Annotated in this window: 17 protein-coding genes, 1 tRNA gene and 1 other RNA gene; 10 read left to right on the top strand and 9 right to left on the bottom strand. The window is 70.1% G+C overall.

What is annotated here, in order from left to right:
* Positions 1-6: 6 nt before the first annotated feature.
* Both ACFWV3_RS04685 and ACFWV3_RS04680 read left to right on the top strand, forming a co-directional pair.
* Positions 7-966, top strand: coding sequence for a hypothetical protein (locus ACFWV3_RS04685; RefSeq protein ID WP_382408278.1), 960 nt, complete (start codon positions 7-9; stop codon positions 964-966).
* Positions 966-2255, top strand: coding sequence for a cytochrome P450 (locus ACFWV3_RS04680; protein ID WP_382408276.1), 1290 nt, complete (start codon positions 966-968; stop codon positions 2253-2255). The genes ACFWV3_RS04685 and ACFWV3_RS04680 overlap by 1 nt, the downstream gene beginning before the upstream one ends.
* Before the next feature lie 23 nt (positions 2256-2278).
* On the opposite strand, the gene ACFWV3_RS04675 is transcribed toward ACFWV3_RS04680, so the two are convergent.
* Positions 2279-2881, bottom strand: coding sequence for a TetR/AcrR family transcriptional regulator (locus ACFWV3_RS04675; RefSeq protein ID WP_382408274.1), 603 nt, complete (start codon positions 2879-2881; stop codon positions 2279-2281).
* A gap of 96 nt (positions 2882-2977) precedes the next feature.
* On the opposite strand from ACFWV3_RS04675, the gene ACFWV3_RS04670 reads away from it, so the two are divergent.
* Positions 2978-4144: an alpha/beta hydrolase family protein gene (locus ACFWV3_RS04670; protein WP_382408272.1), complete on the top strand. Its 1167-nt coding sequence runs from the start codon at positions 2978-2980 to the stop codon at positions 4142-4144.
* A 756-nt stretch (positions 4145-4900) separates the two neighbouring features.
* Here the strand turns inward: ACFWV3_RS04670 and ACFWV3_RS04665 are convergent.
* Positions 4901-4976, bottom strand: a tRNA-Ala gene (locus tag ACFWV3_RS04665).
* A gap of 123 nt (positions 4977-5099) precedes the next feature.
* Between ACFWV3_RS04665 and ACFWV3_RS04660 the strand changes: the two genes are divergently transcribed.
* Positions 5100-6338: a phenylacetate--CoA ligase family protein gene (locus ACFWV3_RS04660; RefSeq protein WP_382408270.1), complete on the top strand. Its 1239-nt coding sequence runs from the start codon at positions 5100-5102 to the stop codon at positions 6336-6338.
* Here ACFWV3_RS04660 and ACFWV3_RS04655 read toward each other — a convergent pair.
* From ACFWV3_RS04655 to ACFWV3_RS04645, 3 genes are read right to left on the bottom strand one after another with little or no spacing between them, the layout of a single operon-like run.
* Positions 6331-7116 (bottom strand): DsbA family protein, encoded by a 786-nt coding sequence (locus ACFWV3_RS04655; protein WP_382408268.1) that lies wholly within the window; start codon positions 7114-7116, stop codon positions 6331-6333. The two genes, ACFWV3_RS04660 and ACFWV3_RS04655, sit on opposite strands and share 8 nt — an antisense overlap.
* Positions 7117-7162: 46 nt before the next feature.
* On the bottom strand, positions 7163-8449 hold the full coding sequence (locus ACFWV3_RS04650; RefSeq protein WP_382408266.1) for an MFS transporter: 1287 nt from the start codon (positions 8447-8449) through the stop codon (positions 7163-7165).
* Positions 8450-8499: 50 nt separating this feature from the next.
* Positions 8500-9333, bottom strand: a complete 834-nt coding sequence (locus ACFWV3_RS04645; RefSeq protein ID WP_382408264.1) for a GNAT family N-acetyltransferase — start codon at positions 9331-9333, stop codon at positions 8500-8502.
* Positions 9334-9391: 58 nt separating this feature from the next.
* Here ACFWV3_RS04645 and hrpB point away from each other — a divergent pair, with 58 nt between their 5' ends.
* The 3 genes from hrpB to ACFWV3_RS04630 are packed head-to-tail and all read left to right on the top strand — an operon-like array spanning position 9392 to position 13374.
* Entirely contained in the window at positions 9392-11659 is a 2268-nt protein-coding gene (gene hrpB / locus ACFWV3_RS04640) for an ATP-dependent helicase HrpB (protein ID WP_382408262.1), read from the top strand.
* A 21-nt stretch (positions 11660-11680) separates the two neighbouring features.
* A complete protein-coding gene (locus tag ACFWV3_RS04635; RefSeq protein ID WP_382408260.1) occupies positions 11681-12775 on the top strand; it encodes a nucleotide disphospho-sugar-binding domain-containing protein in 1095 nt (364 codons plus the stop codon).
* On the top strand, positions 12772-13374 hold the full coding sequence (locus ACFWV3_RS04630) for a hypothetical protein (protein ID WP_382408258.1): 603 nt from the start codon (positions 12772-12774) through the stop codon (positions 13372-13374). The genes ACFWV3_RS04635 and ACFWV3_RS04630 overlap by 4 nt, the downstream gene beginning before the upstream one ends.
* Here ACFWV3_RS04630 and ACFWV3_RS04625 read toward each other — a convergent pair.
* Both ACFWV3_RS04625 and ACFWV3_RS04620 read right to left on the bottom strand, forming a co-directional pair.
* Positions 13359-14771, bottom strand: coding sequence for an amino acid permease (locus tag ACFWV3_RS04625; RefSeq protein ID WP_382408256.1), 1413 nt, complete (start codon positions 14769-14771; stop codon positions 13359-13361). The genes ACFWV3_RS04630 and ACFWV3_RS04625 overlap by 16 nt on opposite strands.
* Before the next feature lie 28 nt (positions 14772-14799).
* Positions 14800-15726, bottom strand: coding sequence for a GlxA family transcriptional regulator (locus tag ACFWV3_RS04620; protein WP_382408254.1), 927 nt, complete (start codon positions 15724-15726; stop codon positions 14800-14802).
* A gap of 71 nt (positions 15727-15797) precedes the next feature.
* Between ACFWV3_RS04620 and ACFWV3_RS04615 the strand changes: the two genes are divergently transcribed.
* Positions 15798-16718 carry a saccharopine dehydrogenase gene (locus ACFWV3_RS04615; protein ID WP_382408252.1) on the top strand — a complete coding sequence of 307 codons (921 nt, stop codon included), beginning with the start codon at positions 15798-15800 and terminating at the stop codon, positions 16716-16718.
* A gap of 165 nt (positions 16719-16883) precedes the next feature.
* Here the strand turns inward: ACFWV3_RS04615 and ssrA are convergent.
* Positions 16884-17256: a transfer-messenger RNA gene (gene ssrA / locus ACFWV3_RS04610) on the bottom strand.
* A 122-nt stretch (positions 17257-17378) separates the two neighbouring features.
* Here ssrA and ACFWV3_RS04605 point away from each other — a divergent pair.
* Both ACFWV3_RS04605 and ACFWV3_RS04600 read left to right on the top strand, forming a co-directional pair.
* Positions 17379-18617, top strand: a complete 1239-nt coding sequence (locus ACFWV3_RS04605; protein WP_382408250.1) for a sensor histidine kinase — start codon at positions 17379-17381, stop codon at positions 18615-18617.
* On the top strand, positions 18605-19246 hold the full coding sequence (locus ACFWV3_RS04600) for a response regulator (RefSeq protein ID WP_382408248.1): 642 nt from the start codon (positions 18605-18607) through the stop codon (positions 19244-19246). The genes ACFWV3_RS04605 and ACFWV3_RS04600 overlap by 13 nt, the downstream gene beginning before the upstream one ends.
* On the opposite strand, the gene ACFWV3_RS04595 is transcribed toward ACFWV3_RS04600, so the two are convergent.
* The gene (locus tag ACFWV3_RS04595; protein WP_382408246.1) at positions 19231-20058 is read right to left on the bottom strand and encodes an amidohydrolase family protein; all 828 of its coding nucleotides are present in this window, start codon (positions 20056-20058) and stop codon (positions 19231-19233) included. The two genes, ACFWV3_RS04600 and ACFWV3_RS04595, sit on opposite strands and share 16 nt — an antisense overlap.
* Positions 20059-20069 lie beyond the last annotated feature (11 nt).

Below are 20069 nucleotides of genomic sequence, written 5' to 3'. Positions count from 1 at the left end.
CGTTCCATGCCCGAGGACTTCGGCATCCCCTTCCCCCACCGGTGCAGCCCCGACCTCCCGGCTGCCCGGACCCACACGATCCGGTGGCTGCGCTCGCACGGCCTGCTGCGGGACGAACTGGCCGAGAAGCGCTTCACCGCCATGGCGTTGGCCGAGGTCAGCGCCTACGCCTACCCCGACGCGACCGGCGCGGAGCTGGACGTCGTCACCGACGCCGTGAGCTGGATCGCGATCTGCGACGACCTCCTCGACGAGCTGGACGTCCGCGATCCCGAGGCACTGCACCGGGCTTGGGCGTTCCAGCAGCAGTGCTTCGCCTCGCTGGACGCGTGGCTCGCCGGCCGACCGGCGCCCGGTGCCACCCCGCTCGACGACCTGCTGTCGCGGCTCGGCACCGGCATGACGCAGACGTGGCGCGACCGCTTCGCCGACGGCCTCCGCCGCTGGTTCTGGTCCAGTGTGGACGCTGCTTTCCTGCGGCCCGCCAACGCGGTCCTGAGCCTGCACACCTACCGCGTGCTGTGCCGCGAGACCAACGGCAACCGCTTCTTCTTCCCCCTGACCGAGCGAGCGGGAGGCTTCGAGGCCCCCGCGGCGCTCTTCGGCCACCCGCACTTCGAGGCCGTCCACGCCGCGGCCGACGAGCTGGTGGCGTTCGTCCAGGCCGTGCACTCCATGGACGTCGAGGAAGCACGCGGAGACCACCACAACCTCGTGCTGGTCCTGGAACACCAACTCCGTTGCAGCCGTGCGGAAGCGACCACGGCGGCACTGGCCGAGATCACCGCCGCCAAAGACCGCTTCCTGCACCTGACCGCCTCGTTGCCGCAGGTGTACGACCAGCTCGACTTCACCCCCGCCCCACGCGCGGCCGCGGAGCGCTACGTCGACGGCATGCGCGACATCATCGCCGCGGCCCGTGACTACGGCACCGAGTCCAGCCGCTACCAGGTGGTCGGCCGCTGATGACGATCCCCGACGCACCCGGCCGCCTGCCGTTGCTGGGACACACCTTGAGCGTCCTGCGCGACCCGCTGGCGTTCCTCACCTCGCTGCCCGCTCGCGGCGACCTGGTCCAGGTCCGCCTGGGCCCGGTACAGGCCCTGGTCGTCTGCGACCCCGGCCTGACCCGCCAGGTCCTCCTGGACGACCGCACGTTCGACAAGGGCGGCCTGCTCTTCGACCGCGGCCGCGAACTGGGAGGCAACGGCCTGGCCCTGTGCCCGCACAGCGACCACCGCCGCCAGCGCCGCCTCGCCCAGCCCGCCTTCCACCCCAGCCGTTTTCCGGCCTACGCACGAACGATGGTCGCCCGAGCCACCGCCGCGGCCGAGAGCTGGCGCCCCGGAACCACCATCGAGCTCGGCTCCGAGGCGATGACCCTGGCCGTGCGCACGGCCATCGAGACGATGTTCTCCGACGCTCTCGCACCCGACGCCCTCCGCCAGTCCACAATGGACCTGGCCGTCGTGATGAAGGGCCTGTACCGGCGAATGGCCCTGCCGCCGTCGTGGGAACGCCGCCTCACCCGCACCCGCTACCACCAGGCCCGCACCCGTCTGCGCCACACCCTCGACGGCGTCATCGCCCAGCGCCAGGCCTCCGGCGAGGACCACGGCGACCTGCTGTCGGCGTTCCTGACCGCCCGCGACACCGACGGCCACGGCCTCACCGACACCGAGATCAGCGACCAGGTCCTGACCTTCTTCATCGCCGGAGCCGACAGCACCGCCGTCCTGCTGTCCTGGGCGCTGGCCCTGCTGGCCCACCACCCCGAGGTCCAGGACCGAGTCCACGCCGAAGCCGTCCTGGCAGGCTCCCCCGCGACCTACGACCACCTGCCGCGGCTGGACCTGACGTCCCGCGTGGTCGCCGAGACCCTGCGCCTGTACCCGCCGGGCTGGATGCTCACCAGAACGGTCACCACCGACACCACCCTGGGCCGCCACCACATCCCGGCCGGCACCACGATCGTCTACAGCCCCTACCTGATCCACCGCCGCGCGGACCTGCACGAGTCACCGGACGAGTTCGACCCGGACCGGCCGCGGTCCGACCGCCACGCCTACCTCCCGTTCGGGGCGGGCGCCCGCAAGTGCATCGCGGACCAGTTCGGCCTGACCGAGGCAGTCCTCACCCTGGCCACCATCACCAGCCACCGACGCCTGGTCCCGCTCTCCCCGGCCATGACCCGCCCGGCCGCGGCGGCCACGCTCAACCCGCGCCGCATGAGAATGCACGTCACCGCCCGTTGAACCGGTCCTTCGTGGACTGAACTTCAGCGGGCGGTCGCCTTCAGACCCGCCTCGATCGCGTCGGCCAGCCTCTCCAGGTACTCGTCGCCGCCGTCCTCGCGCGTGACCAGCACGCGGAAGGCGAGCGGGGCGATCACGAGGTCGATGCCGAGCTCCAGGTCCGCACCGGGAGGCAGCTCACCGCGGTCGACGGCACCCCGCAACACCTCGAGCGCCGCGGCCCGGCGTGGCGCCGCCACCACGGACTCCAGCATCTCCGCCAGCGCGGCGTCCGTACCGGCCTCGGCGAGCAGCCCGGCACCGATCCGGGTGAGCAGCGGTGCGGACAGCTGGCCGCGGATCGTGGTCAGCAGCGCCAGCAGGTCGGTGCGCAGTACACCGGTGGCCGGCGTGGGAGGCAGCGACGCGGTGATCCGGTCGCGGATCAGCTCGGTGAGCATCGTCTGCTTGGAGGACCACCGCCGGTAGAGCGCGGCCTTGCCCACCCCCGCGCGCTTGGCCACCCGTTCCATCGACGTCCGCGCATACCCGACCTCGGCGAGCTCGGCGAACGCGGCCTCCGTGATCGCCTCGGTCACCCGCTGCCGCAGAACCGCTCCACCGGTCGCCGTTCGCTCGTCCTTCACCCGCCCGATCCTAGCGAACGGAACGGACCCGTTCCTTCTGCTACGCTCGAACGGACGGAACGGTGCCGTCTCGTTCCACCAGTGAAGGGAAGAGCGATGAGGTTCCTGTTCGAAGACGAGTCCTTCTCCTTCGAGGCACTGCGGTCGGCGGGCTACACCGCGTACGCGGGAGCCGACCTCGGCGAGGTCCTGGTCACCTGCCGGGACATCCCGGAAGGCGACGAGGACGCCTGGTCGGCACGGTGGGCAGCGACGGCCGCACGAGTCGAGCGCATCGGCAGGGACGCACTGGCGGGCGGCCACCACGTGAGCGCACGAGAAGCCCTGCTGCGCGCGTCCAACTACTACCGGACCGCCGACTTCTACCGCCGCGAAAACCCCGCAGCCGACCCCGAGTCAGCAAGGCTGGCCAAGGCGTCCCGGCGCTCCTTCGCCGACGCAGCCGCCCTCCTGGACACACCGGTCCGCGCCCTGCGCATCCCGTACGAGGACACCACTCTGCCCGGCTACCTGTTCCTCGTCGACGACTCAGGCGCACCCCGCCCGACCGTGCTCTTCCACGGCGGCTACGACTCCACGCTGGAAGAGGACTACCTCGTCATCGTCCCGGCCGCACTGCGCCGCGGCTACAACGTGATCGCGTTCGACGGCCCGGGCCAGGGCAGCACGGTCCGAGGCCAGAACCTGCACTTCCGCCCGGACTGGGAAGCAGTGGTGACCCCCGCCGCAGACCTCGCCCTCACCCTGCCCGAGGTGGACGGCGAACGACTGGCTCTGATGGGCATGAGCCTCGGCGGCTACCTGGCAGCCCGCGCCGCGGCCTTCGAACACCGCCTGGCCGCCTGCATCCTGTACGACGGCGTCTACGACCTCCACGAAACCCTGGCCGAGGTAGCCGCCCAGGCCGCCGCCACCCCAGGAGGCCTGGAAGCCCTGATGGCACACAGCACCTCAGCCCGCTGGGTCGTGCGCAACGGCCTCTGGACCTTCGGCGTGTCGAGCTTCGACGAACTGCTGAAGGCCTGCGAGGCCTACACCTTGGCCGGCATCGCGGACCGGATCACCTGCCCGACGCTGGTGCTGGAGGCCGAGAACGACCAGTTCTTCGCCGGCCAGCCGCAACGCGTGTTCGACGAGCTGACCTGTTCCAAGGAGCTGGTCGTGTTCCGGGAGGACGAGGGCGCGGGCGAGCACTGCCAAGAAGGTGCGCTGTTCCTTCTGCACCAGCGCACCTTCGACTGGCTCGACACCGTGCTGGCCTGACTAGTTGCAACCCTTGTGGTAGTGCCGGTTCCGCTCGACCTCGAAGCGCGGAAGTCCACAACAGACAGAACGCGGAATCGCCCACCCCCCCCCCCCCGACCCGCGCGAATTCCCCTCCCTCCCCCCCACCCCTCTCGCCTCCGACCTGATCAGGTCGGCGGGCGATTCCGCGTTCTGCATGAAATTGTGGAGCTGAGGGGACTCGAACCCCTGACCCTCACACTGCCAGCAACGAGCGGGTCGACTCTCGCTCGCGTTCACCCAGCTCATAGGTCCTCTAACGCGATGCTCAGGCATGGTGCTTGTAGCGGTCGTTGCGGTCGCGGTTGCGGTCAGGTTCAAGGGGTGCCCCACGCCTCGTACTATCTAGGTAGACGTCGCAGCAAGCCCCGTCGAGGGTCGCGGTAGAGGGGGAGGCCAGTGAGCGAGCATGGGGCTACGCTTCGAATCCTGGCTAGCGCCTCCCCTTGGCGCCTTGTGGACGAGTGCCTTCAAAAAAACGACACGTTTATGCAACGACCACTGCATATTTGAGGAGCTACGGTTCAGCGCATCCTGCGGCACAGCTCGATCACGGTCACGACCGGTACCTACATCGAGGTGATCGAGCGGGTTCAACGGAACGCCTTGGACGGGATGAATGCATTCATCGACCCCGGCGGCGACTCTGAGAATAAGAGCACGGCGTAGGCGAACGTTGCGGTACTCGTTGCGGCAAAAAGGCCGCCTACCATGATCGGTAGACGGCCTTTTTGCTGGTGGAGCTGAGGGGACTCGAACCCCTGACCCTCACACTGCCAGTGTGATGCGCTACCAGCTGCGCCACAGCCCCTTGAAGGTCCACGTTCCTGGGAGGTTTCCCTCTCGTTCTCGTGTGGCAATACCGTACATCACCCCGGCCACCAGATGAAAATCGGGGGTATCCAAACCGCATTCGGCCTGGTAGGACCGGGTGATGACCGCCGCAGAGCCGTTCGACCCCAAGATCGAGTGCATGGACCCCGAGGCCCGTCGCGAGCTGCAGGAACAGCGTCTCCGGAGCCTCGTCGACCGCCTCCTGCAGACCGACAACCTCCAGGGCGCTCGACTCAAGGAGATCGGCGTGACGCGCGGCACAGACGTGCGTCTCGACGAGATCCACCTGCTGCCCACGATCACCAAGCAGGACCTGTGGGACCACTACCCGTTCGGCCTGCAGCTCGCGGCGCGGGAGGACGTCGTCTGCGTCCACGGCTCGTCGGGCACGGGTGGGCGGCCGACGCTCATCCCCTACACCGCCCACGACGTGGAGATCTGGTCCGAGGTGATGGCCAGGGCGCTCAGAGGCGCGGGGGCGACCGAGCAGTCGATCATCCACAACGCTTACGGCTACGGGCTTTTCACGGGCGGGCTCGGGGTGCACCACGGCGGCCTCAAGCTCAAGGCGACCGTCATCCCCATGTCGGGCGGCATGACCGAGCGGCAGGTGCGGCTCATCAACGACCTGAAGCCGGACGTGTTGTGCTGCACGCCGTCCTACGCGCTGAGGCTCGCGGACGACCTCCAGGAGACCAGCATCAAGGTCGGTGTCTTCGGCGCCGAGCCGTGGACCGAGGAGATGCGGCAGGAGATCGAGCGGCGCCTCGGCATCAGGGCCCTGGACATCTACGGGCTGTCCGAGATCATCGGGCCGGGTGTGGCGTGCGAGTCGCTCGACTCCGAAGGGCTGCTCAACATCGCCGAGGACCACTTCTACCCCGAGACCCAGGATGGCGAGCTCATCTTCACCACGCTCACCAAGACCGGCATGCCGCTCCTGCGGTACCGCACGGGCGATGTGGCGACGCTGCACGGACCGGCGGGCCGGCGGACCCTCACCAGGATGAGCAAGCTCAAGGGGCGCAAGGACGACATGCTCGTCATCCGGGGTGTCAACGTGTTCCCGACGGAGATCGAGGCCGTCGTGCTGGAACACGCAAGCCCGCACTACCTGATCGTCGAGGACCGCCGCACCACCACGGCGCACCTGCACGTGGCGGTCGAGTCCACTCAGGACATCGAGCAGCAGCTCACCGGGAAGCTCAGGGAACGCCTCGGCATCACGTGCCAGGTGCACGTCCTCGAACCGGGCAAGCTCCCGCGCACCGAAGTGGGGAAAGCACAACGCCTGGCCCGGTGGACCCAGGGCCAGGCGCCGATCGACGGGCTCACTTAGCCAGGTCGGAAAGCCAGTTCTTGTTGTCCAGGTCGACGAGCTTGCCGTTCGAGGCCACGCTCGGCGTGCCGCGGAAGCGACCGGTCTCGGCGTCGCGCAGCACCGGGTCGTTGCTGGTCTTGGTCATCAGCTCGTCCAGCTGCGACTTGTAGGTCTGGTTCTGCACGCACGACTCGAACGACGAGGACGTGACGCCGACTTCCTTGCCCAGCTTGATGAGCTGGTCCTTGGTGTAGCCGGCGTCGCCCTCCTCGGGCTGCTTGGCGAACAGCGCCGCGTGGAAGGCGTTGAACTTGCCGTCGTCGGCCACGCACAGGGCGGCGTTGGCGGACTCGGTCGAGTAGCCCTCCGGCGACGACATGCGGTTCAGCATCGGCAGGATGTGGTAGCGGATCTTGACCTTGCCGCTCTCGACCGCGTTCTTGATGTCGGTGCCGTAGGTCTTCTCGAACGTGCCGCAGATCGGGCAGAGGAAGTCCTCGTACACGTCGACGGTCGCGGTGGCGGTGTCCTTGCCCACCACGACGGTGCTGCCGTCGCGGACGGCGGGCGCCGAGATCGTGTGGTCGGCCGGGGCCAGGGGGATGGCGTCCGACGTGGACGACGACGACTTCGACTGGAACACGACGTAGCCGATCACCGCGATGGCCAGCACAGCGACGACGGCGATGCCCGCGATGACCTTGGTCCGGTCGGAACCACCGCTCGTGCCACGAGCCTGGGCCACCGCGAGCGCGGCCTGCTTCTTCTTCCGCGCACTGCGCTCTGCTCCACCCACGGCGACGAGGGTAGCGACACAAACTAAAAGAAAGCTGAGCGGACGATCACGCTTCCGGGTGGCGAGGCTTGCCGCCGACCCGTTCGCCGGTCGGGACCTCGGCGCTCTCGTCGAGGCGGCCGCACTCCGGCGCGACGGCGACGGCCGTGTGCTCTTCCTCATGTGTGGGCAGGGTCTCGGGCGCGACGAACCAGAAGCCCAGCGACAGCAGCAGCGCGGCGCCGGTGATGGCGAACGACGCCTCGAAGCCGAACGAGTCGGCCAGCAGGCCCGTGCACATCGGACCGATGATCGCGCCCAGGTCCGTCACCATCTGGAACCCCGCGAGCACGGGGCCGCCCTTGCCGCGCGGGCCGATGACGTCGGCGACGACCGCGTTCTGCGGCGGGTTCAGCAGTCCGGCGCCCATGCCCGCGACCAGCGACGCGACCATGAACGTCCACAGGTCGCCGGTGAAGCCCATCCCGACCGTCGCGAGACCGCTGATGGCCAGGCCGGCGATGGCGACCGGCTTGCGGCCGCGGGTGTCGGCGATCCGGCCGGACAGGAACAGCATCGCGGCGTTGCCGGCGGCGAAGACCGACATCGAGATGCCCGCCACGGCCGCGCTGTGCTCCAGCGCCTCGATGACGAACACGGGCACCAGCGAGATCCGCACCCCGAACACGGCCCAGCCGTTCGCGAACCCTGACGCCAGCGCCGCGCGGTACGCACCGTGCCGCACGGCCTCACGCACCGACATCGGCACGTCGGTGTTGGTCTTGTCGATCGCCGTCAACGTGGACCGGCGGAGGAAGTACCAGACGACGAACGCCGCGATGCACAGCAACAGGCCGTACGACACGAACGGCACCCACAGCCCGAACGGCACCAGGCCGGCACCCACGATCGGACCGGCGATGTTGCCCACGAGGAAGCCCGCGGCCCACATCCCGGACGCACGCCCGCGCATCGGCGCCGGGGTGATCCGGATCAACAGCCCGAGCGCGGCCACCGTGAACATCGTCGACCCGACACCGGCCAACGCGCGCCACGACAGCATCTCGGCGTAGCTCGACGAGAACCCGCACATCGCCGTACCGAGAGCGACGATCAGGATGCCCACGATGTACACGCGGGGCTCTCCGAACCGGTTGACCAGCCTGCCGCTCATCGGCGCGAACGCCAGCCGGACGAACGCGAAAGCACTGATCAGAGCCGCCACCGCGGTGTGACCCACCCCGAACGACGACGCGTACACCGGCAGAACGGGTGCCACGATCCCGAACCCCACGGCGATGATGAAGCTCGCCGCGACCAGAACCCACACCTCGACCGGCAACCGCTCGCGCACACAGCCTCCCTTAGCCCTGCTAAGGATATGTCACGCGGCAACTAAGTAACTCAGTCGAGCAGCTCATCCACTCTGCGTACATAAGCAGTCACGGGATACGCCGCGACGAACCCGCACGCCTCGGCGAACTTCTCCCCCGGACCCTCGTCCACCTGCGACGCGACCAACATCGAGCCGGACGCACGCAAGACCGAGACGGCGGACACCACCAACGACCGCCCCACGCCCCGACGCCGCCGCGCCGGACGCACCACGCACTGCTCGACCAGGCCCACGCCGCGTTCCCCGAACGACGACACGAACCCGCCGATCCGGTCACCGTCGTCCACCACCAGCACCGAGCAGCGCGGGTCGTCCAGCCGGTGCCCGAGCCACCTCGACAGCCGCTCCCGGTTGCCGACCAATTCGTCCGACAGCAGCTCGACGATGCCGGGCACGTCCGCATCGACAGCCCGCCTGACCTCGGCGGACATCGCAGCGGACCCGCGGTGCACGACGGTCTGCAGCTCCTCGACGGCGTACCAGCCGGAGTCGTCGGCGATCCCCTCGATCTCGTCCACGGTCGTCGGCGACGCGTACACGACGGCCTCGGCGCGCCCCACGTCCGCGAACGTCTGCTCGAGCCGCAGCAGCGTCGACGCGACCTCGACCGACGACCCGTCCAGGGCGCAGGCGAAGTTGCCGGACGGCAACGGGTTCTCCCGGTTGACCACCACCGCGGCGGACCCCACCTTGCCGACCTTGCCGTACCGCACCGCGCCGGACGCGAGCCGCGCTCCCTCGACCAGGATCGCGAGCGACCGGGACTGGTAGGGATCGAGCAGCTCCGGGTCGTCCGGGTCGCGCAACGGGTCAACCAACGCGGCGGTCCTTCCACTGGGCACGGCGCACCGGGTGCGCGCGGGAACGTCCCCTCCGGACGACCCTGACACACTCAACCACGTGCAGCTGCCCGATCTTCCGGTGAAGTCCGTCCTCCCGCAGCTCCTGGAGCAGCTCCAGGAGCACGGCGCCGCGGTGCTGGTCGCCCCGCCGGGAACCGGCAAGACCACGCTGGTCCCGCTGGCGCTGGAGGGCAGGGTCGTCGTCGCCGAGCCGCGCCGGATCGCCGCCCGTGCCGCCGCCGCGCGCATGGCGAGCCTGCTCGGCGAACCCGTCGGCCACACGGTGGGCTACTCGGTCCGCGGCGACCGCAAGACCAGCAGGCACACCCGCATCGAGGTGGTGACCAGCGGTCTGCTCGTCCGCAGGCTCCAGCACGACCAGGAGCTCAGGGGCGTCGGCACGGTCCTGCTCGACGAGTGCCACGAACGCCACCTCGACGCCGACCTGCTCCTCACGCTGCTCCTGGACGCCAAGGCGGGCCTGCGTCCCGACCTCCGGCTCCTCGCGACCAGCGCGACCGTTGCCGCGCAACGGCTCTCCGACCTGCTCGGCGGACCGGTCCTGCACTCCGAGTCGCGGATGTACCCGACGGAGATCACCTACGTCCCGCCGACGCGCAACGAGCACGTCGAGAACACGGTCGCGAGGGCCATCAACAAAGCGTTGTCCGAAGTGGACGGCGACGTCCTCGCGTTCCTGCCGGGTGTCCGGGAGATCAACCGCGTCCGGAGCCTGCTGACCGCGGAGACCGCGGTCCTGCACGGCCAGCTCAAGTCGCAGGTCCAGGACGACGCCCTGAAGCGCGGCGACCGGCAACGGGTCGTGCTCGCCACGAGCATCGCCGAGTCCAGCCTCACCGTCCCGGGCGTCCGCGCGGTCGTCGACGCGGGACTGGCCAGGGTTCCGCGCGTCGACCACCGCCGGGGCCTCGCGGGCCTCGCCACGATCCGCGTCTCCCAGGCCGTTGCCGAGCAGCGCGCCGGACGAGCGGGCCGCGAGGCACCGGGCCGCGTCTACCGCTGCTGGCCCGAGCACGAGCACTCGACGCTCCCCCGCTACCCGGAACCCGAGATCAAGACCGCCGACCTCACCCGGCTCGCCCTGGAGCTCGCGGTCTGGGGCACGCCGGACGGCAGCGGCCTGAACTGGTGGGACGCCCCGCCGGAGGGCGCGCTCAAGGCGGCGCAGGAGACGTTGGACGCCATCGGCGCGCTCGAACCCGACCGCCGCGACCGCATCGCGAACGTCGGCCTGCACCCGCGCCTCGGCCGCGCGCTCATCGACGGCAGCGCGCTCGCCGGCAACCGGACCGCCGCGGAGGTGGTGGCTCTGCTGGACGACAGCACCCACCCCGCCACGAGCGACCTCGCGACCGCGCTGAAGTCGCCCGGCAAGTGGCGGCAGGAAGCCAAGAAGCTCGAGAAGCTGGGCACGAACCCGGCCGGCAACGGCGACCCGGCACTCGTCGTCGCCCTCGCCTACCCGGAACGGCTCGCGAAGCGCCGGTCCAAGAACAGCAGCGTCTACCTGATGGCCAACGGCACGGCCGTCGAGCACACCGACTCGCACCACAAGTGGCTGGCGATCGCAATCGCCGACCGCGAACCGGGCAGCAAGCACGGCCGCGTCCGCCTCGCCGCCCCCGCCGACGAGGAGCTCGCGGTCACCGCCGCCAGGGCCCTCGTGCACACCGAGGACGACATCCGCTGGGGCGGCGACGTCATCGCGAACGAGGTCCGCAAGCTCGGCGCGATCACCCTCGACGAACGCCCGCTCAACGACCTCGCCAAGTCGCAGCAGGCACTCCGCCTCGGCCTGGAGACCGAGGGCCTGGGCCTGCTCAAGTGGCCCGACAGCGCGGTGCGGCTGCGCGAGCGGATGGCGTTCCTGCACCGGACCCGCGACTGGCCGAGCGTCGACGACGAAAACGTGATCCGCGCGATCGACCTCGGCAAGGCGAAGAAGCGCTCCGACCTGGCCAAGATCGACACGACCGCGCTGCTGCGGAGCATGCTGCCGTGGCCGGAGGCGGCGGAGTTCGACAAGCTCGCCCCGGAGCGCATCGGCCAGGGCAAGGTCGACTACACGCAGGACCAGCCCGTCCTCTCGGTCCGCATCCAGGACGCCATGAAGTGGGCGGACACCCCGCAGATCGCGGGCGTGCCGGTGGTGGTGCACCTGCTCTCGCCCGCCGGCCGTCCCACCGCCGTGACCAGCGATCTCAGGTCGTTCTGGCGCAACGGGTACCTGCGGGTGCGCAGCGAGCTGAAGGGCCGCTACCCGAAGCACCACTGGCCGGAGCGCCCCTGGGACAGGAGCAGGTGAACCGCCGGTGAGCCGCCGACGTTGACCCTTTCTGTGGGGCACATCGCGATCTTCCTGATGCCCGAGCGCGGACACGTCCTGCCGGCACTCGGGCTGGTCGCCGAGCTGGTGCGCCGCGGCCACCGGGTGAGCGTGCCCGCCACGGCCGCGTTCACCGCCGCGGTCACCGAGTGCGGCGCGACCGCGATCCCCTGCGCCACAACACTTCCCCGCGACCTGCCCGCGTCGCTGTTCGAGGCCGCGAAGCTGGCGCTCGCCGAGGCCGAGTCGGCGGTGCCGCAGCTCGAGGCGGTCTTCCGCGGCGACCGGCCGGACCTCGTGCTGTGGGACGTCGCGGCGTGGGCCGGTGGTGTCATCGCGCACCGGCTCGGCGTGCCGAACGTGGTGCTGGAACCGTTCCTGGTCAGCAACGCACACTGGTCGCTCGCCGCAGAGGTGGTGCCCGCGCGGGAGTTCGGCCCCGAGGCGATCCGGTTCTTCACCGACGTGCACCGGTTCGTCGGCAGCGCGCTGCCGGAGTTCACCGCGGGCGCGCGGTGCCGGATCGCCCTGTTCCCCAGGGAGTTCCAGCCGGAGGGCCGCACGTTCGACGACCGCTACGTCTTCACCGGCCCGTGCCTGGCCGAGCGTGCGTTCCAAGGCACGTGGAAACCCGCTGACGACAGGCCGGTGGTGCTCGCGACGACGGCCACGCAGGTGTGCGCCGACGCGGCGCGCGGGATGCCGTGGCGCCTCGTCACGAAGGGCGGAGTCCTGAGCCCCGCGCACAACGTCGAGACGCACGAGCTCGTGCCGCAGCCGGAGGTGTTGCGGCACGCGAGCGTGTTCATCACCCGAGGCGGCATGGCCGGCGTGATGGAGGCGCTGCACCACGGCGTTCCGATGATCGTCCTGCCGCACATGACCGACCAGCGGTTCCACGGCCGGCGCGTCGAGGAGCTCGGGCTCGGTGTGCTGCTCGACACGGTGACCGTGGAGGGCGTGCGCTCGTTGGTGGATCAGCTGTCGTCGGATTCCGCGATTTCCGCGCGGGTGAGGGACATGCAGCGGATGATTCACCGGGCGGGCGGCAGCGCGTTCGCCGCGGACGTCGTCGAGGAGGAGCTGGCGCGGTGAGACGGACCTGGGACGATGCGGTCCGCACGCTCGGGGGCACCCCCGACGCGGGCGATCTGATGGAGCGCTACGCCGAACCGCACCGGGCCTACCACAACACGTTCCACGTGGTCTGCGTCGTGCGCGACTCGTCAGCGCTGGCCGACGCGTTCGCGTTCACCACGGAGGAACGCGCGATCCTCGCCCTGGCGGCCTGCGCGCACGACGTGGTCTACGACAGCAAGCCGGGCGACGACGAACGGGCGTCCGCCGCGTGGGCCCGCGACCGCCTGACGGGCCTGGACGAGGCGCACATCGCGCGCGTCGAGTCGTTGGTGCTGGCCACGATCACGCACTCGTCCGACGACCCGCTGGCGCACGTGCTGCTCGACGCCGACCTGGCCATCCTCGGCTCGGAGCCCGACCACTACGACCGCTACAGCGCGGCCGTGCGCCAGGAGTACTCGCAGTACGACGCCCCGACGTGGCGCGCGGGCCGGGCGAAGGTCCTCAGGACCCTGCTCGACCGCGAGGACCTCTACGTGACCGAGCCCGCGCGTCAGCTGTGGGACGACACCGCGCGGGCCAACCTCGCCCGCGAGCTTCAGTCGCTGACCTGAGCCTCCAGGCGCGCCTTCCGCACGCCGTAGGTGAAGTAGATGACGAACCCGACCGCCATCCAGCCGAGGAACGCGACCCACGTGTCCAGCCCGAGGCTGAACATCATGTAGACGCAGAACGCCAGCCCCACCACCGGCGTCACCGGTGAGAACGGCACACGGAAGCTGCGCTCGCGGTCGGGTTCGGTGCGGCGCAGGATGATCACCGCGATGTTGACCAGCGCGAACGCGAACAGCGTGCCGATGCTGGTCGCGTCGGCCAGCGACCCCAACGGCACCAGCGCGGCGAGCACGGCGATGAACAACCCGACGACGACCGTGTTCACGAACGGCACACCGGTGCGCGGGCTGAGCTTCGCGAAGATCGATGGCACGAGCCCGTCGCGGGACATGGCGTACAGGATGCGGGTCTGTCCGTAGAGGACGGTCAGCACGACCGACGTCGTCGCCACCACCGCACCGATCGACAGCAGGATCGGCCAGATCGAGCCGCTCACGTTGTCCGTCAGCACCCGGCTCAACGCCGCCTCGGTGCCCTCGAACGTCTGCCACGGCATCGCCCCGACGGCAGCCAGCGCCACCGCGCAGTACAGCGCGGTGATCACGACCAGCGAGATGATGATCGCGCGCGGCAGGTCGCGCTGCGGGTTCTCGGCCTCCTCGCCGGCGGTCGACGCGGCGTCGAACCCGATGTAGGAGAAGAACAACGTGGCCGCGCCGGCGCTCATGCCCGCGAGCCCCAGCGGGAACAACGGCTGCAGGTTGCCCGCCTTGAGCGCGGTGAACGCCACCGCGCAGAACATGACCAGCGCGCCGATCTTCACCCACACCAGGATCGTGTTCGTGCGCGCGCTTCCCTTGGCACCGCCGAGCAGCACCAGCATCGAGACGACCACGACCAGCACGGCGGGGACGTTGACGATCCCGCCCGCACCCGGCGGCTGGCTCAGCACGTCGGGAATCCGCAGCCCCGTCACCAGGTGCAGCAGCTCGTTGACGTACTGGCCCCACCCCACCGCGACCGCCGCGACGGAGACGCCGTACTCCAGCACGAGACACCAGCCGCAGACCCACGCCACGATCTCGCCGAGGGTCGCGTAGGTGTAGGAGTACGAGGAGCCGGACGCCGGGATGAGACCCGCGAGCTCGGCGTAGGACAGCGCGGAGAACAACGCGGTGATGCCGGCCAGCACGAAAGACAGCACGACCGCGGGCCCGGCGAGCGGCACCGCCTCCCCCAGCACCACGAAGATGCCGGTGCCGAGCGTGGCGCCGATGCTGATCATCGTGAGGTGGCCGACACCCATGGTGCGCTTGAGTTCGCCACCGGGGTGGATCAGCTGGTCGATGGGCTTGCGCCGCAACACCCGCGCCCCGATGCGCTGTCCGTTGCTCATCAGGTCAACATAACGGCTTCGGATTGATCTATCTGCCAGCCACCGGGCGGAACGTGCGGCGGTACGTGTCCGGTGGCACACCGACCGCTCGGTGGAAGTGCCGGCGCAACGTCGTGGCGGTGCCCATGCCGGACGACTCGGCGATCCGGTCGACGCTGTCGTCCGTCATCTCCAGCAGCTCCTGCGCGCGCCGGATCCGTTGGGAGTGCAGCCACTGCAACGGTGTCGTGCCGGTGACCGCCTTGAACAACCGGGCGAGGTGCCGTGAGCTCATGCCCGCCTGCCGAGCCAGGTCCTCGACGGTGATCATCTGGTCGAGCCGCGCCGACACCCAGCCGAACAGCTCCGTGAGCGGATGGCCCTCCCCGGACGGCACCGGCGCCAGCACGAACTGCGCCTGGCCGCCGTCGCGATGCGGTGGCACCACGAGCCGCCGCGCCGCCGTGTTCGCCGTCGCCGTGCCGTGGTCGCTGCGGATCAGATGTAGGCTCAGGTCGATCGCCGCCGCCTTGCCCGCGCTCGTCAGCACCTGCCCGTTGTCGACGTAGAGCACGTCCGGGTCGACCTCGACCCGCGGAAACCGCCGCCGCATCTCGTCGGCGTGCGCCCAGTGCGTGGTGGCCCGCAGCCCGTCGAGCAGTCCCGCCTCCGCGAGCACGAACGCGCCCGTGCACAACGAGACGATCCGCGCGCCTGTGCCGTGAGCCGTCCGCACAGCGTCGACCAGCTCCGGATCGATCGGTGCGTGCACGTCCGCGATCGACGGCACGACCACGGTGTCCGCCTCGGCGAGCCGGTCGAGCGGCAGGTCGGGCTCCAGCGTGAACCTGCCGACGCGCACCGGCGCGTTGCCGCAGATCCGGACGTCGTAGTCGAGCTGCGGGGCGGTGAAGACCTCGTAGGTGGCGGTCAGCTCGAAGTGGAGCATCCCGTCGGTCACGGCGAACGCGAGCATGTCCGAAAGTGTACGCATCACGTCGTTCCAGACACTGGCTCGCCTCCCGGTTCCCCCGTTGACTGGTCCACATGGGACACAAGATCGCGGTCTACGGCGCCTCGGGCCACACCGGGCGCTTTGTACTGGCAGAGCTGGAAAGGCGCGGCTTCACGGCACTCCCGTTCGGCCGCGCCCAAGCACCCGCGGACGACCCGACTGCCCTGGATCGGGCACTGACGGGCGCGGCCGCGGTGATCAACACGGCGGGCCCGTTCGCGGTCACCGCCCTCCCGCTGCTCGCCGCCGCCGAACGCGCAGGCATCCCGTACGTCGATGTGGCCGCCGAGATCGAGGCAAACGCCGACACGATCGCCCGCGGCGCCACGATCCCGGCCGTGCCCGCGATGGCGTTCTTCGGCGGCCTGGCCGACCTCCTGGTCACCGCCGCGATGGCCGACTGGACCACGGCGGACGAGGCCCACGTCGCCTACGGCCTGAGCGACTGGCAACCCACTCCGGGCACGCTCGCCGCAGGCGCCGTCTCCCACAACCGCCGCAACGGCCGACGAGTCCGCTTCCACAACGGCGCTCTGCAGTACCACTCCGACACCCCGCCGACGCTGCAGTGGGACTTCCCCACCGGCCCACGCGAGGTGATCGGCGAGTTCTCGATGGCGGACATCGTCACGATCCCCAGCCACCTGAACATCCCGTCGGTGACCTCGTACATGTCGACAACCGCAGCCCAAGGCCTGACCAAAGGCGCCGAGCGCCAAGAGCCGGAGACGTTCGAGGTGGACGTCCGAGTACGCCGAGGCAACGAGGAACGCCGCCTGACCGCCACCGGCCGAGACATCTACGCCGTCAGCGCCCCACTGGCCGCAGAGGCGGCAGAACGCCTGCTCACGGGCCGCTTCAAGGCAACAGGAGTGGCTTCAGCAGGCGCAATGTTCGACGCAACCGACTTCCTGCTGAAGCTGTCACACGTAATCAGGACCGCCAGGGGATAGGGGCGCCCGAGGCTGCGAAGCAGCGAGGCGCCCGGGGTCCAGGGGCGCAGCCCCGGCGGGGGTCCGGGGGCGGAGCCCGCCGGCTGGGGGTCTGGGGGCTCGGCCCCCAGAAGACACCCGGAACGAGAAAGGGCGAGCGCTGTCCGCGAACAGCACTCGCCCATCGAGTGGAGGTGCCGGGAATCGAACCCGGGTCCTGTGGCGGCTCATCAGGGCTTCTCCGTGCGCAGTCCGCTAGGCCTCTGCTTGACCCCACCAGTCATGCGGACGAGCTGGTGTGACGGGCCCAGTCGCTGTGAGTTTCCCGAACAGCCCCCGCGACCGGGACTGCAGGTAAGCCTTCTAGCTGATGCCGGACTCTAGGACGAAGGCACTCCTAGGCCGACAGCGTTGCTACTCGCCTCAGGCGGCGAGAGCGAACGCGCGCTGGTCGTTGGACTCGGCGCTTATTGGTTTGCGATGACGCTTGCGGTGGTCTCTCGCCTGCACCGGCACGCTTCCCCTGAATCAACGTCCACAGTCGAAACCGTTCACCCCCTTGTAGTGGTACGCCTAGCATAACGACTGGGGCGAACGAGTTCTTCCCGAGGCGGGGTAGGGCTGTCCCCACCCCTGACCTCCTGGCTAGCCACATGGTCTCTGACCAGCGGTAACGACAACATGGACACCATGAGGAAACCGAACGCGCTCGCAGCCGGCTTCTACCTGCTGACCAACCTGGCAACAGGCATCTTCTGGTTCACCCTCGCCGTGGTGCTCACCGTGGTCGGGTTCGCGACAGCGATCGTCTGGGTCGGTCTGCCGCTGCTGTGGCTCGCGATGAACGTCGTGCGCGGCGGCGCGACGATGGAGCGCGCGTGGGTCAGGACGGCGCTGCGCACGGAAATCCCCCGGCCGTACCGCGACCGGACCGACGGCACGCTGTGGCAGCGGTGGAAGGCCCAGTTCGCGGATCCGGCGACCTGGCGCGACTACGGATACCTGCTCCTGCTGCTGCCCGTCGGCGTCCTCGAGTTCTCCTCCGTCATCGCGATGTGGTCGGTCGCGGCGGCGTTCGTCGCGGTGCCGTTCTGGATCGGCTCCGCGCCGTTCGCGATCGTCGTGGGCGACTTCTGGACCATCGACTCGTTCTCCACGGCGTGGCCGATCTCGCTGATCGGGCTCGCGCTGATCCCCGTCGCGATGATGGGCACGCAGGCGCTGGGCCTGCTGCACGGCAGGTTCGCCCGCGCCATGCTCGGGCCGACGCGGGCCGACGCGCTGGCGGTCGAGGCGGAACGGCTGCAGTCGAGCAGGGCCCGCGGCGTCGAGGCGGCCGAGGCGGAGCGCCGGCGCATCGAACGCGACCTGCACGACGGCGCGCAGCAGCGGCTCGTGGCCGTGGCCATGGGGCTGGGCCGGGCGAAGTCCAAAATGGACTCCGACCCCGCCGGTGCCGCCGAGCTGATCGCCGAGGCGCACGCGGACGCGAAGCTCGCCATCAAGGAGCTGCGCGACCTCGCGCGCGGCATCTACCCGTCCGTGCTGGGTGACCGCGGGCTCGACGCCGCGCTGTCCGCGCTGGCGGCCCGTCTGCCGATCGAGGTGGACCTGCAGGTCGACGTGGACCCGAGGCCGCCGACGGCGGTGGAGAGCGCCGCCTACTTCACCGTCGGCGAGGCGCTCACGAACATCACCAAGCACTCCAACGGCACCAGGGCGACCGTGCGGGTCAAGCGGGTGGAGACGGGTGTGCTGGTGGAGGTCACCGACAACGGTCAGGGTGGCGCCGAGCTGCGGCCGGGCGGCGGGCTCGCCGGCCTCGCGGACCGGGCTGCCACGATCGACGGTGTGGTTGTCGTCGTCAGCCCCGTGGGTGGGCCGACCGTGATTCGAGCGGAGTTGCCGTGCGCGTGGTGATCGCCGAGGACTCGGTGCTGCTGAGGGAGGGCGTGCAGCGGTTGCTCGCCGACGAGGGCATCGAGACCGTCGCGGCGGTGGAGAACGGCGACGGGTTGCTGGACGCCGTGATCGAGCACAAGCCGGACCTGTGCGTGGTGGACGTGCGGATGCCGCCGACGTTCACCGACGAGGGCCTGCGGGCGGCGATCGAGTGCCGCCGCCGCTTCCCCGGCCTGCCGGTCCTGGTGCTGTCGCAGTACGTCGAGGAGCGCTACGCCGTCGAGCTCCTCGCGGGTGGTGCGAGTGGCGTCGGTTACCTGCTCAAGGAACGGGTAGCCGACGTGAGGGAGTTCGTCGACGCGGTGCGCAGGGTCGCCGACGGCGGCACGAGCATCGACCACGAGGTGATCACGCAGCTCATGGTGCGCAGCAAGAAGAGCCCCGTCGACTCGTTGACGCCCCGCGAACGCGAGGTGCTCGGGCTGATGGCACAGGGACTGTCCAACACGGCCATCGCCGGCACGCTCGTGGTGTCCGACGGCGCCGTCGAGAAGCACGTCGGCAACATCTTCGCGAAGCTCGGCCTGGAGCCGTCGAACTCCGAGCACCGCCGCGTCCGCGCGGTCCTCGCCTACCTCGACAGCTGAAGCAGGCGGGCGCCGTTGTCGTGCAGCACGGCCTGTTCGGCCGCGGCGCCGAGACCCCACGAGCGGATCGCGTCGATCTGCGCCTCGTAGGGGTACGGGATGTTCGGGAAGTCGCTGCCCAGCACGACCCGGTCGGCCATCCCCGCGATCCGCGACCGCCAGCCGGACGGCAACGGCGCCATCCGTTCCGTGAACGGCGTACCCACCATCGTGGTGTCGACGTGCACGTTCGGGTAGCGCTCGACCAGGTCCAACGCCCCGGCGTAGTCGGGCATCCCGGCGTGCGCGATCACCGCGGTCAGCGCCGGATGCCTCTTCAGGACTCCCTCGAAGACGCCGAGCCCGGTGAACTCCCCCGGCATCGGCCCGTCGCCGCAGTGCACGACCACCGGCACGCCGGCCTCCGCGAGCAGGCCCCAGACCCCGTCCAGCACCGGGTCGCGCGGGTCGTAGCCGCCGACCTGGACGTGCGACTTGAAGAAGCGCGCGCCGGCCTCGACCGCCTTGCGCACGTACGCCTCGGCACCCGGTTCCGCGTAGAACGTGCCCGTCGGAACCGCCTCCGGCACCCGTGCCGCGAAGTCGGCCGCCCAGTCGTTCAGCCACCGCGCCATGCCGGGCTTGTGCGGGTAGACGAGGGGCGCGAACGCGACGACGCCCAGCTCCCGCAGTGCGGTGAGCCGGGCGTTCTCGTCGGTGCGGTACCGGATGCTCCAGTCGACACCGGACTCGCGCACGCGGTCGAAGAACGCCCAGACCTTGTCCAGGACGTTCTGCGGCATGAAGTGGACGTGGACGTCCACCAGTGCCATCAGCAGCGGCC

The sequence above is a fragment of the Lentzea sp. NPDC059081 genome (assembly GCF_042738015.1).
Classification (GTDB): domain Bacteria; phylum Actinomycetota; class Actinomycetes; order Mycobacteriales; family Pseudonocardiaceae; genus Lentzea.
This window is presented reverse-complemented; position numbering and strand designations above follow the sequence as displayed.

Excerpts from the sequence above, each read along its gene's own strand:
- ACFWV3_RS04685 (WP_382408278.1), top strand. The coding sequence starts at position 7 with ATGCCCGAGGACTTCGGCATCCCCTTCCCCCACCGGTGCAGCCCCGAC.
- ACFWV3_RS04605 (WP_382408250.1), top strand. The coding sequence starts at position 17,379 with ATGGACACCATGAGGAAACCGAACGCGCTCGCAGCCGGCTTCTACCTG.
- ACFWV3_RS04660 (WP_382408270.1), top strand. The coding sequence starts at position 5,100 with ATGACCGCCGCAGAGCCGTTCGACCCCAAGATCGAGTGCATGGACCCC.
- ACFWV3_RS04680 (WP_382408276.1), top strand. The coding sequence starts at position 966 with ATGACGATCCCCGACGCACCCGGCCGCCTGCCGTTGCTGGGACACACC.
- ACFWV3_RS04625 (WP_382408256.1), bottom strand. The coding sequence starts at position 14,771 with ATGAGCAACGGACAGCGCATCGGGGCGCGGGTGTTGCGGCGCAAGCCC.
- ACFWV3_RS04670 (WP_382408272.1), top strand. The coding sequence starts at position 2,978 with ATGAGGTTCCTGTTCGAAGACGAGTCCTTCTCCTTCGAGGCACTGCGG.
- ACFWV3_RS04620 (WP_382408254.1), bottom strand. The coding sequence starts at position 15,726 with ATGCTCGCGTTCGCCGTGACCGACGGGATGCTCCACTTCGAGCTGACC.
- ACFWV3_RS04595 (WP_382408246.1), bottom strand. The coding sequence starts at position 20,058 with ATGGCACTGGTGGACGTCCACGTCCACTTCATGCCGCAGAACGTCCTG.
- ACFWV3_RS04615 (WP_382408252.1), top strand. The coding sequence starts at position 15,798 with ATGGGACACAAGATCGCGGTCTACGGCGCCTCGGGCCACACCGGGCGC.